Below are 13,973 nucleotides of genomic sequence, written 5' to 3'. Positions count from 1 at the left end.
CTTGCGGCCATCGCCAATAAACCATTCCAGTGTTTCAAGAGGCCCGGGAAAGGTGCCTCGGGGTACCGTCAGACCGGGTCGTTGCGTCGCAGCAACTCTTCCGGCAGATGCTCGATGTATTCGTCTTCAGCCGGTGGCATCTGCAAGTGATAACCCTGGGTATCGAGGTTTTCCAGCACCAGGTTGATGTCTTCCCGCGACAGCTTGCGCTCGGGGCTCAGCACCAGGTCAAAGGCATGGATCGCCTTGCCAAAGGCAGCCATCAAGGGCTCGGGCACACGCTCCAGGGCATCGCTTTTGAGCACATACAGGTACATCTCGTTTTTCTTCGAGCTTCGGTAGATCGAGCAGATACGTTTCAAGGCTGTTCTCCGGCGGTGGCCAGGCTGTCGAGCAGCGCCTGGCCCATCAATTCGCGGCGCCAGCCACGCAGCGAATCGGGCAATTGGTAAGGGCCCTCGGGAAAGCCGCTCTTGATCAGCGCCTCGAGGGTTTTCTTGCGCAGCATCAGTTCAGGGGCGATTCCCAGGCGCTCGGCCTCAGCCTGCCCCAGTGCCCGCAGACGCTTGACCAGCGCCGAAGCCTCGATGGGCAAGGGCTCGGCCACGGCTGGCGGCCATTGTTCGGGCGGCACGCTGGCGGCGCGTTTGATCAGCTCCAGCAGGAACTCGCCGTCCTGGCGCACGGTACGCGGGTGCATGTCTTCGATTTTCGCCAACGCACCGAGGTTATCCGGCTGAGTGCGGGCCAGGGGCCACAGCGAATGCTCGCGAATGACCCGGTTACGCGGCAGGTCACGAGCCCGCGCTTCCCGCTCGCGCCAGGCGCATAGCTCGCGCAGCACGGCCAGTTGGGCACGGGAAAGTTTCCAGGCCAGCTTGGCCTCGCGATAAACCTCATAGGGGTCGACTTCGCGACGCAGGTTGGCCACCAGCTCGGCGCCATCCTCCAGGACCCAGGCGTATTTTTCGTCAGAAAGCTTCGGGCGTAGCTGTACGAAAACTTCCGCCAGATGCACTGCATCTTCAGCGGCGTAGCTGATCTGCGTTTCCGACAGGGGTCTTTGCAACCAATCAGAGCGGGTTTCGCCCTTGGGCAAGTCGATGCCCAACACGTCCTGTACCAGCCGGGAATAACCCATGGAAAAACCCAGGTTCAGGTAGGCGGCGGCCAATTGAGTGTCGAACAGCGGCGCAGGCAGGCTGCCGGTCAAGCGCAGCAGCACTTCAAGGTCTTCGCTGCAGGCGTGCAGCACCTTGAGCACTGCCGGGTTCTCCAGCAACGCGGCCAGGGGCTTCCAGTTGTCGATGGTCAAGGGGTCGATCAGATAGGCACGCTCGCCGTCGCCGATCTGCAACAAACCGGCAATGGGATAAAACGTGTCGACCCGCATGAATTCAGTGTCGAGGGCGACGAATGGCAACTGCTGCCATTGGGCGCAAAACTGACCGAGGCTATCGTTGTCGCGAATCCAGTGAATATCGATGGCCACACGGCTCTCCCTTGAAGAATGGCGCGCAGTATATATCGCCGTCAGCGATTGCGAGCATCCATAGAGCGGGAGCCTGAGAGAAATCGCCTGCGCGAAGGCAAGAATAGTCCTACATCGGGAATTAACCGGCCTTGCACAACGCATAAACCCGCGTCAGCGCAAACCCAGGCAGAAAATCCTGATACCACAGCAGGGTGAAACCGGCCTGGCGGAACTCGGCTTCAACTTCAGCCTTGTCCGCCAGGCCGCGGTGCGGTGCAGGTCCGATGTTGAGGCGACCTTCAATTTGCACCGACACAATCACCGTGTCACGGCTGACCCGATGAAATTCGCGCAACAGCGCCAGCCGATGCTCACTGGCCTTGACGTGCCGAAACAGTTGCAGACACAAAATACAGTCCACCGCGTTAGCCGACAGGCCGAGGGTGAATGCCGAACTGGGAAAGGTCGTGACCCGCTCCAGCAACGCGCCGCCATGGTGGGTGCGGGCGTGATCGAGCATGTCTGGCGAGGGGTCCGCCGCCAGGATCACCCGGTTGGCATGTTCGGCCAGCACCGGCCAGAACCGGCCCGCGCCACAGGTCACATCCAGCACCAGCCCCGGTTCACCGGCGGCTTTCAAGGCATTGCGGACCAATTGCTCGTCACGCCAGAACGCCAGGCGCAGTCGCCTGGGCGCCGCTTGACGGCAAATGCGCGCGTGTTCCCGGTCATGATGCCTGGCGAACTCGATCTCTACGGGGGATGGGGGTTGCCCAGACATACCAACCGCTCTTGGGAAAGATGAATAGGAACAGGCTAACCACCCGTACGTGAAAAAAAAGTCGAGGCGCTCACTGCCGGGCCAATACCCCGTCAATGACCGCGCCACGGCAACCGGCAAACAGGTCCAGGTCCCGGTTGTAGACCTTGCTGTTGACTTCCAGCAGCCCGAGCATCGAATGAAACAGATTGTCCTGGCTCAAGGGCTTGTCCCGGCTCAGTTGCAGGCAATGGGTGTCGACGGAGAAGGACTTCTGATAGCTGTCGGAAAACCAGGCCAGCATCGCCACGTGTTTCTGTTGTTCCGGGGCGAGCATGTAGGGCGTGCCATGGAGAAACAGGTTGTACTCGCCCAGGGACTCGCCGTGGTCGGACAGGTACAGCATCGCTGTGTCGACCTTGTCCTGATTGGCCCGCAGCAGGTCGATCAGGGTCGATAACACATGGTCGGTGTACACCAGCGTGTTGTCGTAGCCGTTGACGATGCTCTGGCGGCTGCAATTGTTCAGCGCATTGCTTTGGCACACCGGGGTGAAATGTTCGTATTGCTTGGGATAGCGCTTGAAATACTCCGGCCCGTGACTGCCCATTTGGTGGAGCACCAGCACGGTGTCCTTGTCGAGGGTGTCGATGAAATGCTGCAGGCCCTGGAGCAGAATTTCGTCGCGACACTCACTGTTGGCGCACAGGGCCGGGTCTTTGAGATTGCTGACATCCTGCACAGTGACCCGGTCGCAAGTGCCTTTGCAGCCCGACTGATTGTCACGCCAGATCACCTCCAGCCCGGCGCGCTTGAGCACATCGAGCAGGCCTTCTTCGTTCCTGGCCTTGCTGGCGTCGTAGTTCTTGCGGCCCATGTTGGAAAACATACACGGCACCGATACCGCGGTTTCCGTACCGCAGGAGTGCACATCAGTGAAGGCGATCAGGCCGGCTTCTTGATTGAGTTGCGGCGTGGTATCGCGGTTATAGCCCAGAATGCCGAAGTTCTCGGCACGGGCGCTCTCCCCCACCACCAGTACGGTCAGGGACTTGCGGGCATGGGTTTGCCAGACCGGATTACGACTCGCATCCTCTCCCAAGGTGATGAAGGGCTGTTTGGCCGACGCGACCTGTTCACGCAAGTACCCGATCGACGCACCGATGTAGTTGCTCGGTACCACCATCAAATGCAATTCATGATGATTGCGAAACAATGAAGACAACCCTTGGTAATTGGCCAGGGCGACCATGCCGATCACCGCCGCCGACACCCCACTCACCACTAACTTGCTTAACAGTTCTTTGGGCCAGCGGCGATAGCTGATCGGCGTTTTAAATAACAACCAGGACGGCAACACGCCTAATAAACCGAGGTAGGCAAACAACTTTAACGACAATAAATCACGCACCTCTGTGGCATTGGTTTCAGCAAAGTTACGAAACATCCCGGCATCGATCAGCACGCCATACTGAGCCATGAAGTACGCCACACCGGCGCTGATCAGAAAAAGCAACATCAGCACAGGCTTGAACAGCCCACGGAACGCTACCAGTGTCAGCACCAAGTTGAAGGCGAACAATACCAGCACCGCAAACGCCACGCCGATCAGCACGCCCCCGCCGTCACCTGCCGTAATGGTATGCAGGTGCTGCCAGAGCACAACGTTGAAGCCCACTAATAAAAAGACACTGGCGACCAGCGTCACCCACTCGGGGCGCACGGGTTTAATGGTCAGCATGAGGTTTTAAAGTTTCCTGGAAGTTGCGCTATGGAAAGCAAATACCGCAGGAAAGTTTGAAAAACTACTGTGCTACGGCAACACAAACTTTAGGCAGGTCACTATCAATTTTTCGTGAAAAAGTTGCCATTAAATAATTTTTCAAGTAGCAAGCCGCACGTCCGATCCGACGTGCAGATTGTCGCTCGGTTCAAGCCTGATGGATGTACCAACGCCAGTCCTGCTCTCCGACCTCGCCCATGAACTGACGGTATTCGGCGCGTTTGACCGCCAGGTACACCCTGAGGAACTCATCGCCGAAGGCTTGCCTGGCCCAGGTCGAGGCTTCAAGCGTGCGCAAGGTGGTGAGCCAGTCGGTGGGCAGCAATTCGCTCGCCTGGGCATAGCCGTTGCCCGCCACTGGCGCACCGGGATCGCACTGTTCACGAATGCCGCGATGGATGCCGGCCAGTATCGCTGCGGCGGCCAGGTACGGGTTGGCGTCGGCACCACAAATACGATGTTCGATATGCCGCGAAAATGCCGGCCCGCCCGGTATCCTCAGGCTCACGGTGCGATTGTCCACGCCCCAGGTTGCTGCCAGCGGCGCGTAGCTGTTGCTCTGGAAGCGCCGATAGGAATTGGCATTCGGACAGAACATCAGCAGTGAGTCGAGCAACGTGTCGAGCATCCCGCCCACCGCATGACGCAGCAGCGGCGTGCCATCGGCGGCTTCGCTGGCAAACAGGTTATGGCCCTCGCTATCCGCCAGGCTGACGTGCATGTGCATGCCCGAACCCGCCAGTTCCGCGAACGGCTTGGCCATGAAACACGCCTGCATGCCGTGTTTATGCGCCACGCCTTTGACCAGACGTTTGTAGCGCACCGCCTCATCCATGGCCTGCAAGGCATCGGTGCGGTGTTGGAGGGTGATTTCCACCTGGCCCGGCGCGTATTCGGAAATGGCCGTTCGGGCCGGGATCCCCTGCGACTTGCAGGCGGAATAGAGGTCCGCCAGGAACGGTTCGATCTGTTCCAGCTCGCGCAAGCCATAGACCTGCGTGGCACCGGGTCGGCCGCCATCAGCGTCCCGCGCCGGTTGCGGCCGGCCCTGGCTGTCGCGCTGCGCGTCCAACAGATAGAACTCCAGCTCCGCCGCCATCACCGGGTAATAGCCATCGGCCTGCAAAGCGTCGATCACTTGACTGAGCAAATAACGCGGATCGGCGATGGTCGCGGGCATGCCTTCCTGAGGATGCATGCTGATCTGCACTGCCGCAGTGGGGATCAGCCGCCAGGGCATTCGCTGCAAGCTGCCGCTGATGGGATAAGCCCGGCAATCGATGTCGCCAACATCCCACACCAGCCCGGAGTTTTCCACGTCGTCGCCATTGATGGTCAACCCGAGAATGGTACTGGGCAAGGGCCGCCCACTTTCGTAAAGCGCCAGCAACTCATCCCGGTGCAGCAGTTTGCCCCGAGGCACACCGTTGCTGTCGAGAATAAACAGCTCGAACAGCTCAATATCCGGATTTTGCTCCAGGAACGCCTGGGCTTGATGCAGGGGGGCAAAAGAGAGGTGGGCAGAACTCATGAGAACGCTCGTATTTTCATGTCGGACGGGCGACAAAGCACCGTCAGCCTGTGCTCGCGATCAACGAACACTGTTTAGGATCAACAGGAAATACAAGTATCTGGAGGACGGGCGTGGCGACAATGCCAGAGTGCCCAAAAAGCCAGTTCAGAGGGCAGCGCACACAGCGTGGGAGAGACCCCGGACATAAACCTGCCCACCGGCCCCATTGCGGCGAATGAAGGGTATTGGATTGCTGCGGGCCAACCGTCCATAAAAGACATCACAGGAAACACACTTTGGCAGAGTCCCACGTCACCAAAGCCGGTTAAACCTTGATTTGATGGAGCTTGGATCGCAACGAGCTAAACAATCGGCCAGAGAATCGAATGCTGAAGATCCGTCGTGTTCATTACATTATCTGTCCCACTCGCGACCGTGAAACCGCTCGCCTGGCATTCTCCTGGGACGATCGTTCCGTTAGGATCAAGGGTCTGGTTTGCGCAAGATCCGCGCAAGGAGCACAGAGAGAGACAGAACGGATGCTGAACAGTAACTCCCTCAGAAAACTCGATATGCAAGACCTCATGGTGTTTAACGCTGTGTACGAGCAAAGCAGCGTCACCGGTGTATCCGAGGCTTTGTGTGTCAGCCAGTCAACGGTCAGCTACTGCCTCAAGAAACTGCGGACCTGTTTCGACGACGAGTTGTTCATCAACACCCGCACTGGCATGCGCCCCACTTATAAAGCCGAGGGCATGTACAAGCATGTGCGCGCCATCTTGCAGAGTATCAACCTGTGCCATGCCGGTGCGGCCACGGTTGATCCCGCCCGGCAAACCATCAAGCGCCTGAAGGCTTGTCGGGATTCACCTTGAAACGCCGTGCAGCCAGGCCGCTGATAGCACCTGGCTGCGCGAGCGGATCGTCAAGACGCGAAGCACCTGACCCTCAGGCGCCGACGACAGCCTTGGCATAGGGGCCTCGGTCGATGTCGAGGATTTCCACGCACAGTTGCACGGAAACGTCAGCCGGCCATTCGCCCACCTCCTGGATTACCTCCAACAGTTTTTCGGCCAACTGCTTCTTGACCTCTGGCGAACGGCCGCTCAACAAGGCCAGCTTCACATGCACGAAACCGCGCTTTTCGAAAAGGGTGCCCACCAGGAAATTCTCGATTTTCACAGCCCGGCTTTTGATGTCCGACTCGGCAGCGAACTGACCGGAGGCCACCAGCGTATTATTCAGACGCAACAGTACGACACCCTCGTCAAACTTGGGCAGGTTGGCGGTGTACTCCATGTGCAGGTGAGGCATGTGTTCGACTCCTGTTCGAAAATATGACGATGTGGTTTCAGCCGTCGCAACCATACCTCGACTTTACTTGGCTGACGCAGGTTTTGTTTCGCGCAGCGGAATTTGCAGCGCGCCGGCGCGCTCACGCATGAACGCTTCCAGCCGTATCAGCGTTTCGAAAAACAGCCTCAAATTGTGCATTCGGCGCTGCGCAAAAAACCTTGAAGCACACGATAAAGACGTCCGGCTTAATTCACCGTCAGAGACTTCAGCCCCAACGCCATGACTCGCTCGTCGCTCCCCAACCCCAGCGCCTTGGGACTGACCGCGTCGGGTAGATGAAACTGCACACGCACCTGCCCATCTGCGGCAATCGCTTCGCGGATGGCCGGGCTCAATGACAGCTCCAGGGTGTTCTCCTGCATGCGGGTCAGTTGCGTCGACAGGGCCGCAACGCCATTGATCGAGACCTCGATTCTCTGCCTGGTATGCAGGGGCTGTACGAACGCCGCAGCTTCGATCGAGAGGGCGCGGGCCTCAGGGGGTACACGCAATACAAGCTCTGCCTGAGCACCTTCCGACCAGGTGCCCCAATCTTCGACGCGCCCCCAGCCGCTGACCAACATCGCGTTTATTCGGTTGAACACCTGGCGCTCACCTGGCTTGACCTGCACGTCCAGCGTCTCCTGCGCTATCGGTGGGCATTGGGTACAGGTCTTCCATCCCGGTGCCAGCACCACGAGGCCATCAAGACGGGTCAGCAGATCGGTCTGACGATTAACGGTTTTGATCGCTTCGAGCGCGGTGCGGCTGTCGAGAATGTAGAGGGAATCCGCCTCATACTGACCGGTGGCGAGCATTTGGCCAGCGTGCCGTTGAGCGTGTTCGATCTCCCGAGTGCCCATCCGCCCCAAGTACACGCTATCGGTTTCCAGACCATGGTTCTGGGCGTATTGGCTGATCAACAGCCAGTTTTCCGGCTGATTCTGCGGCAACAACGACCGGACCTTGGCGTAGTGATTTGCCGCGCTGGCCCAAAACGGGTCGGCCAGGGGCGTCGGCCAGCTCGAGGCGGTCGGCATCATCCGGCTCTTGCGCAGGCCTGCCCACCCGCTGCGGGTATCCAGAACCTGCACCACCAGGGCGACAGCCAGCAGACACACCGCAGCTCGTGGCTTATTGCCTCGGACCACCAAAAAGATCAGCGTAAACACGAGAATGTAGAACACCGGCCAGAACATCCTACCGGCTGCGCGAAAGACGTTCGCCAACTGCTCGATGGTTTTCGGCAACCAGTAATGCACATCCAGCATGCCAATACCGAGCTTGTTGGTCAGTGAAAAAAGCGTCAGCCCGATCAGCGCCAACAGCAATAGAGGTCTGCGACGCACGGCCTCCGCCAGGCCGGTGTTGCCTTGCAGCAGTGCCACGCCGGCGCAGATGGCCAGCATCAGCACCCCCAACCCCAGGTAATTGAAACCCTCGTAGTCCCCGGGTCCTTGGGGCATGTCGCGCAATACGTATGACCAGCCACTGGGGTTCACCACCGACAAAAGATTCAGACGATACAAGCCAAAACCACCCGCCACGGTCCCGCCGCCCACACTGAAATAACCCGCTTGCCAGCAGCAGAATGCGACCAGCAGAAACAGACCGGCCAGCTCAATCAAGGCATTGCGCCGGGGTAACCGACCCTTGATGGCGTTGCTGGCCAGATCAGCCAGCCAGATCAATGCCACCATCGCCAACAGATAGGCATGCACCAGCGCCGTCGCGCCCAATAGCACGCCCCAGGCCAGGCGTCGCTTTTGCAGACCGGGCCGCAACGCCAGGTACAGCGCCGCCAGGATCAGGAAATGCCCGGACAAGGAAAGATGCCCTCCCATGCGCAGAAACATCGGGGGAGAAAACACGAACAACCCGGCCCCCAACAACCTGATCCAGACCGAAGGCGTCAGCAGCCCCACCAGCTTCCAGGCAAACCAGGCCTGCAGGACAAAACACGCCAGCAGCCACAGCCCGAAATACTGGAACGTCTCGGGAAGCCAAGCATTGAAGGGCTTGAATATGAACGCCAGCAGCGGGTTGGAATCGGAAAAAATGATCCCGTTGGCCAACTCCAAGCCATAGGAAGGGTTCATGCCCAACGGAAAGGTCCAGGGCGAATCACGAAAAAACGCCCATCCCAGATAATGAGTCGCCGCATCGCCCTCCCCCAGCCAGGCGATATTCGTCGGGTTCAACACCCGAGGGCCGATGACCATCAGAAACGCCAGCACGCCCAGCAATACGGGCAACAGGGAAACCAGATAACGCTCGCCACGAACGGTCATCGATACGTCCAGAAATTATGCAAGATGAAGGTAAACACCGGGATGATCAGCGCCACGGCAGCAATGCCCGCCAGGTAACTCAGGCCCGCGCTCTGCGCCACCCAGGCCACCAGCATCGCCAGCCAGAATCCGCCGATCGACACCACCACGAAACGGCCGAGCGTGCGGCCATGCAATCGGCTGGAGAAACTCCAGAGCGTGTTGATCAGGTAAGACACCACGGTTGCCACCACAAACGCAAAACCGTTGGCCAACGGCGGGCTGGCCAGGATCAGGTGCACAAACAACACGGCAGCCAACACATGCACAGCGGTCACGAACAAGCCCGTCATGGCGAACCGCAGCCCACGTCGCAGCAACGGCGACCGCGTCCAGATCATGGTTTTTGTGCCAGACAGAACACCGTCAGGCCGGCCACGCGATTGGCGCCCATAAACGCAAGCTCCAGGCTGCACAGCGACTTCAACACGCCATTGACCAGCGGATGATGCCGAGTGAGCGAGCTGGCCGGCGCGCCGGACGTGTTGCGTTGCAACAGGCGCACGGCGGCGGCGATCGGAAACACCAGGCCGAAATAGTAAGCGCTTTTGTGCACCTGCAAACCCGCCTGGGCCACGACCCCCTCCAGTTGCCCGAGGGTGTAACGGCGTTTGTGTTCCAAAAACACATCATGCCCGCTCCAGAGAAACTGGAACGCCGGCACGGTGATCAGGAAGCGGGTGCCAGAGGGCACCTTGTCGACATAAGCCTTGAGCAGGCCCATGTCATCGCCCACGTGTTCCAACACATCCATCAACAACACCAGATCCGCGTCCAGCGCGTCGATGGCGCGCCGGTAGTGGACGGGTTTGCCGGCGGTGCTGGCATCGGAGTCGGCCGGGTAACTGATGTCCACGCACCAGGCCCGGGCCGTCTCGGTATGGGACAACAAGTGATGGGAAAAAAAGCCCGATCCGGCCCCCACATCCAGCAGTGTTTTGGCCGATGTGCCTTTGAGCATGTGGAGCATGGCGCGCGCCTTGGAACGATAGTACCAATGCTGCCCGATATCAGGCCCCAGGATGTCGGTTTCCTTGAGATCCATTGTCAGTCCTTGGCGTCATAGATGCGCCGTACCAGAAAAACCGGTCGGCGTTTGGATTCGATATAGGTCCGGCCCAGGTATTCACCCAGTACGCCGATGCCGATCAGTTGCAACCCGCCCAGGAACGTGACTGCCACCATCAGGGAGGCATAGCCTGGCAGATCGACCCCGGAAATCAGCGTCCGTAGCACGATGAACACGGCAAACGAAAAGGACACCAGCGAGACGCTAAGCCCCAGGTAGGTCCAGATACGCAGCGGTTCGGTGCTGAAACTGGTGATGCCCTCCAGGGCAAAGTTCCACAGGCGCCAGCCGTTGAATTTGCTTTCACCGGCCGCACGCTCGGGCCTGACGTAATCCACGACGGTGGTTCGAAATCCTACCCAGGCAAACAAGCCCTTCATGAAGCGTCGGGACTCGGGCAGGCTCTGCAGCGCATCGACCACACAACGATCCATCAGCCGAAAATCACCGACATTTTCCGGTAGCTTGTGGTCGGCGATTTTATTGTGCAGCCGATAGAACCCGTTGGCGGAAACCTGTTTGGCCCAAGAGTCGGAGTCACGGTTTATGCGATGGCCCAGTACCACCTCGGCACCGTTGCGCCAGTGGGCGATCATTTGCAGGATCACCTCGGGCGGGTCCTGCAGGTCGACGTCGATCGGCACCACCGCCTGGCCACGAGCCGCTTGCAGACCGGCACTCAGCGCCGCTTCCTTGCCGAAATTGCGGCTCAGGTCGACGATCCGGATGCGCGGGTCGGCTCGCTGTTTTTCCAGCAACAGCATCAATGTTTCGTCGACACTGCCGTCATTGACGAACACCAGTTCCAGGGTCACCAGCGGCTCGTTCGCAAAAACCCGATCGACTCTGGCGATAAACAAATCTATGGACTGGACTTCGTTGAAAACTGGAATGACAAGCGAAAGCGCTAGACATCCTTGCAGATCCGCTCCTGGATATTCAGTCACTTGATGGCTCTTTTTCTTATAGGTTTTTCCAGTCCCATCGGGCTCCCAGCCCCCGGGTTCCCCGGACCGGACGTCAATGACAAACGTCTGAATCGGAATGTATTAAGCAGGACCGCACAAGGCAACGCAAGAACGAAACCGGAACTTTATCCAGCCCCGCGCCCCCAAGATGACCTGTTTCCTGAAAAGGGTCGCCGGAGCAAATCCGAATCCACATCGGCAATATTTGATAACGAATGGAAACGAATTTCCCATAGCCAAAACTATCAGCTTGGCTAGGCTTGGAGCGACATGTGCAAAGCATGTCTTGAATGATTAATCGCAGGGAGCGAACCGATGTATTTTGAGATCTACAGGCAGACCCGAGGCACCCAGAGCACTGGAAAAGGCCAATGGCGGTGGCGCTTGAGAGCCGGCAACCACGAAACGATCGCCAGCGGCGAATCCTATGTGAACAAGGCTGACTGCCTTCACGTCATCGGGCTGATCAAGAGTGCCCAGGGTGAGACACCCGTGAAAGAAATCTGAAACAGTGACGCACTGTACGACCAGTAAGCCGCCCTGCGTAACGAGCAGCTTTCTGCGTTCCGAAGAATCCGGATCTCGCTTTTTCCTGCGCCTAGGCATATCAGACAGGTATCGTGTGCAGATAAAAGCGAGAGGCCGGTCTAAATGACTCAATCAAATCGTGATCGCGACTGGCTGGTACGGGCTCCTGAATCGCGGAAAATGGAACGCATCGAAGCCTATTTCAGTGGCCATGGCTACACCACCCACCGGCATGACACCTACGCCATCGGCGTCACGCTTTGCGGTGTTCAGAGCTTCAACTACCGCCATAGCAAACGCCATAGCCAGCCCGGCGGAACCATCGTCCTGCACCCGGACGAAGTTCACGATGGCGAAGCAGGCACGAGCGACGGCTTTCGCTACCGGATGTTCTATGTAGAGCCCTCCGTGATCCAGCAAGTGCTGGGCGGCAAACCCTTGCCCTTCATCGAAGGGGGGCTGTCGAACGATCCTCACCTCAATGTGGCTACGCGCAGATTGTTGCGCTGCATGGATCATCCACTCGATCCGCTGGAAGAGGAGGACGGCATCTACGATGTGGCCCAGGCACTGGACAGCGCAGCGGGTAACCGGCGTGGGCGGCGATTGATCGACTACTCGGCGGCAGAGCGCGCACGACTGTTCATTCATGATGCCCTTGACCAGCCCATCAGTCTGGATGATCTGGTCCAAGCCAGTGGCCGGGATCGATGGAGCCTGTCCCGGGACTTTCGAGCGCTGTACGGCACCAGCCCCTATCGGTATATCAACCAGCGACGTCTGAATAAAGCCCGTCGCCTGGTTATCCACGGCATGCCATTGAGTGAAGCGGCCCTGGCGTGCGGTTTTTTCGATCAGAGCCACATGACCCGGTTACATAGCCAGGCTTTCGGCATTTCACCAGCACGCTGGCTGAAGATGCTGCGCTGACTTCGGGTGCCGGGCCCGACAAAAGCTGCACAATCATCCAATACCCGCTCAGGCTCAGGCAGTAAGGTCGCGCTCACCCCTTCACAAGACGAGCATTCCCCATGAGCACTCACTACTCCCCCATCAATTTCGCTCAGAAATACACACTCTTCCAGGAACAGTGGGCCCCGAAAGTCGTGGCCGAAATGAACGACTACCAGTTCAAGATCGTCCGGCTCGAAGGTGACTTCGTCTGGCATACCCACGCCGATACCGATGAAACCTTCATCGTGCTGGAAGGCGAGCTTCGCATTGATTTTCGCGACGGCGCGGTGACGATTGGCCCAGGCGAGATGTACGTGGTGAAAAAAGGTGTTGAGCACAAGCCCAGCGCCGCACTGGAAGTGAAATTGCTGTTGATCGAACCTCGCGGTGTCATTAACACGGGCGATGAAACCAATGAGCGAACAGCGGTGAATGATGTCTGGATCTGACCTCGCCCCGTGACGTAACCGATGCCAGGAGGTCAATCGTACTCAGCCTCCTGGTGATCGCCCAACAGGCGCCGTTGGCGAGGTGTCGCGGCGGCCAGCACAGCAGAGTTGAATTGCCAGTACAGATAAGGCGAGAACTTCTGCGCGATCATCCGCCGGCCATAGTGAACCTGCAGCATATAACGTGAACGATCGACGCTGCGGTTCTCGCTGCCGGCATGCCACAACTCGCTGCGCAGCACCAGCACGTCGCCCGCCCGGCACAATACCGGTTGCGCGACGCGCCCTTGCCATTGCGTTTCGCCCGCCACGGGCGCCCGCCCCGCCCGATGACTGCCGGGAATGACGCGGGTGGGGCTCAGGTCGGCATTGATGTCGTCAAGGTAAAACTGTGCGGTGAAAATCTGCATCGGCAACTCGAAAGCTGGATCGGCCAGAAGCTGTGGTGGCAATGCCATCGCCAGGTAATCCAGGTGCAACGGGGCGCCGACAAAACCGGGGTGGCAACGCCAGGCAGTCTGCCCAATGATGTGGCAATCATCCCCCAGAGCCGCCTCGGCCAGCTCGATCACCCCTTCCATATCGAGAAACGGCAACCAGAACGGATCGCGATTGAACACGCATTTGTAGTGATCGATCACGCCGCTGTAGTCCCAGTGCTGAGGCTTGAGGCAATCGATTGCAAGGCGCAGGTCGGTGATTTGCGCGCTGCTCAACACCGCAGGCATCAGGACGAAACCGTCCTGATGCAGGGCTCGCAAGCGCTCGCCGGTGAGCGCCGCCAAGGCTGGGAGGGTGGCCACCATCGCG

14 protein-coding genes and 1 pseudogene are annotated in these 13,973 nt (G+C 58.9%); 4 read left to right on the top strand and 11 right to left on the bottom strand.

The annotated features are described in order from the left end of the window. Window positions 1-68 precede the first annotated feature (68 nt). The 5 genes from CRX69_RS12315 to CRX69_RS12295 form a co-directional block, all read right to left on the bottom strand. Window positions 69-362, bottom strand: a complete 294-nt coding sequence (locus CRX69_RS12315) for a YcgL domain-containing protein (protein ID WP_047227944.1) — start codon at window positions 360-362, stop codon at window positions 69-71. Then, entirely contained in the window at window positions 359-1,492 is a 1,134-nt protein-coding gene (gene rnd / locus CRX69_RS12310; protein ID WP_076385932.1) for a ribonuclease D, read from the bottom strand. Before rnd ends, CRX69_RS12315 begins: the two co-directional genes overlap by 4 nt. A 121-nt stretch (window positions 1,493-1,613) precedes the next feature. Continuing rightward, a complete protein-coding gene (locus CRX69_RS12305) occupies window positions 1,614-2,255 on the bottom strand; it encodes a class I SAM-dependent methyltransferase (RefSeq protein ID WP_047227946.1) in 642 nt (213 codons plus the stop codon). A gap of 70 nt (window positions 2,256-2,325) precedes the next feature. Further along, window positions 2,326-3,975, bottom strand: coding sequence for a phosphoethanolamine transferase (locus CRX69_RS12300; protein WP_107322092.1), 1,650 nt, complete (start codon window positions 3,973-3,975; stop codon window positions 2,326-2,328). 190 nt (window positions 3,976-4,165) lie between these two features. Continuing rightward, complete coding sequence (locus CRX69_RS12295; RefSeq protein ID WP_107322091.1) at window positions 4,166-5,548, bottom strand: glutamine synthetase family protein; 1,383 nt, start codon at window positions 5,546-5,548, stop codon at window positions 4,166-4,168. Window positions 5,549-6,069: 521 nt separating this feature from the next. On the opposite strand from CRX69_RS12295, the pseudogene CRX69_RS12290 reads away from it, so the two are divergent. Next, window positions 6,070-6,372: pseudogene (locus tag CRX69_RS12290) on the top strand (LysR family transcriptional regulator); the annotation flags it as partial. A gap of 106 nt (window positions 6,373-6,478) precedes the next feature. Here the strand turns inward: CRX69_RS12290 and CRX69_RS12285 are convergent. From CRX69_RS12285 to CRX69_RS12265, 5 genes are all read right to left on the bottom strand, one after another. Next, window positions 6,479-6,844: a 5-carboxymethyl-2-hydroxymuconate Delta-isomerase gene (locus CRX69_RS12285; protein ID WP_047227950.1), complete on the bottom strand. Its 366-nt coding sequence runs from the start codon at window positions 6,842-6,844 to the stop codon at window positions 6,479-6,481. A gap of 227 nt (window positions 6,845-7,071) precedes the next feature. Next, complete coding sequence (locus tag CRX69_RS12280; protein ID WP_107322090.1) at window positions 7,072-9,156, bottom strand: DUF6311 domain-containing protein; 2,085 nt, start codon at window positions 9,154-9,156, stop codon at window positions 7,072-7,074. Then, window positions 9,153-9,536, bottom strand: a complete 384-nt coding sequence (locus CRX69_RS12275) for a GtrA family protein (protein WP_047227952.1) — start codon at window positions 9,534-9,536, stop codon at window positions 9,153-9,155. Before CRX69_RS12275 ends, CRX69_RS12280 begins: the two co-directional genes overlap by 4 nt. Continuing rightward, window positions 9,533-10,240, bottom strand: a complete 708-nt coding sequence (locus CRX69_RS12270) for a class I SAM-dependent methyltransferase (RefSeq protein ID WP_076385944.1) — start codon at window positions 10,238-10,240, stop codon at window positions 9,533-9,535. Before CRX69_RS12270 ends, CRX69_RS12275 begins: the two co-directional genes overlap by 4 nt. Before the next feature lie 2 nt (window positions 10,241-10,242). Then, window positions 10,243-11,211, bottom strand: a complete 969-nt coding sequence (locus CRX69_RS12265; RefSeq protein WP_047227954.1) for a glycosyltransferase family 2 protein — start codon at window positions 11,209-11,211, stop codon at window positions 10,243-10,245. Window positions 11,212-11,547: 336 nt separating this feature from the next. On the opposite strand from CRX69_RS12265, the gene CRX69_RS12260 reads away from it, so the two are divergent. The 3 genes from CRX69_RS12260 (at window position 11,548) to CRX69_RS12250 (ending at window position 13,163) form a co-directional block, all read left to right on the top strand. Continuing rightward, on the top strand, window positions 11,548-11,739 hold the full coding sequence (locus CRX69_RS12260; protein ID WP_047227955.1) for a YegP family protein: 192 nt from the start codon (window positions 11,548-11,550) through the stop codon (window positions 11,737-11,739). A gap of 144 nt (window positions 11,740-11,883) precedes the next feature. Beyond that, window positions 11,884-12,690 (top strand): AraC family transcriptional regulator, encoded by an 807-nt coding sequence (locus tag CRX69_RS12255; RefSeq protein WP_107322089.1) that lies wholly within the window; start codon window positions 11,884-11,886, stop codon window positions 12,688-12,690. 101 nt (window positions 12,691-12,791) lie between these two features. Then, window positions 12,792-13,163 carry a cupin domain-containing protein gene (locus CRX69_RS12250; RefSeq protein WP_076385948.1) on the top strand — a complete coding sequence of 124 codons (372 nt, stop codon included), beginning with the start codon at window positions 12,792-12,794 and terminating at the stop codon, window positions 13,161-13,163. Between the two features lie 32 nt (window positions 13,164-13,195). Here CRX69_RS12250 and CRX69_RS12245 read toward each other — a convergent pair whose 3' ends face one another. Continuing rightward, entirely contained in the window at window positions 13,196-13,966 is a 771-nt protein-coding gene (locus CRX69_RS12245; RefSeq protein WP_275112862.1) for a phytanoyl-CoA dioxygenase family protein, read from the bottom strand. Window positions 13,967-13,973 lie beyond the last annotated feature (7 nt).

The sequence above is a fragment of the Pseudomonas rhizophila genome (assembly GCF_003033885.1).
GTDB lineage: Bacteria > Pseudomonadota > Gammaproteobacteria > Pseudomonadales > Pseudomonadaceae > Aquipseudomonas > Aquipseudomonas rhizophila.
The sequence above is the reverse complement of the archived record's forward strand: the minus strand, read 5'-3'. Positions and strand labels throughout refer to the sequence as shown.

Excerpts from the sequence above, each read along its gene's own strand:
- CRX69_RS12295 (WP_107322091.1), bottom strand. The coding sequence starts at position 5,548 with ATGAGTTCTGCCCACCTCTCTTTTGCCCCCCTGCATCAAGCCCAGGCG.
- CRX69_RS12285 (WP_047227950.1), bottom strand. The coding sequence starts at position 6,844 with ATGCCTCACCTGCACATGGAGTACACCGCCAACCTGCCCAAGTTTGAC.
- CRX69_RS12300 (WP_107322092.1), bottom strand. The coding sequence starts at position 3,975 with ATGCTGACCATTAAACCCGTGCGCCCCGAGTGGGTGACGCTGGTCGCC.
- CRX69_RS12270 (WP_076385944.1), bottom strand. The coding sequence starts at position 10,240 with ATGGATCTCAAGGAAACCGACATCCTGGGGCCTGATATCGGGCAGCAT.
- CRX69_RS12255 (WP_107322089.1), top strand. The coding sequence starts at position 11,884 with ATGACTCAATCAAATCGTGATCGCGACTGGCTGGTACGGGCTCCTGAA.
- CRX69_RS12275 (WP_047227952.1), bottom strand. The coding sequence starts at position 9,536 with ATGATCTGGACGCGGTCGCCGTTGCTGCGACGTGGGCTGCGGTTCGCC.
- CRX69_RS12280 (WP_107322090.1), bottom strand. The coding sequence starts at position 9,156 with ATGACCGTTCGTGGCGAGCGTTATCTGGTTTCCCTGTTGCCCGTATTG.
- CRX69_RS12250 (WP_076385948.1), top strand. The coding sequence starts at position 12,792 with ATGAGCACTCACTACTCCCCCATCAATTTCGCTCAGAAATACACACTC.
- CRX69_RS12305 (WP_047227946.1), bottom strand. The coding sequence starts at position 2,255 with ATGTCTGGGCAACCCCCATCCCCCGTAGAGATCGAGTTCGCCAGGCAT.
- CRX69_RS12260 (WP_047227955.1), top strand. The coding sequence starts at position 11,548 with ATGTATTTTGAGATCTACAGGCAGACCCGAGGCACCCAGAGCACTGGA.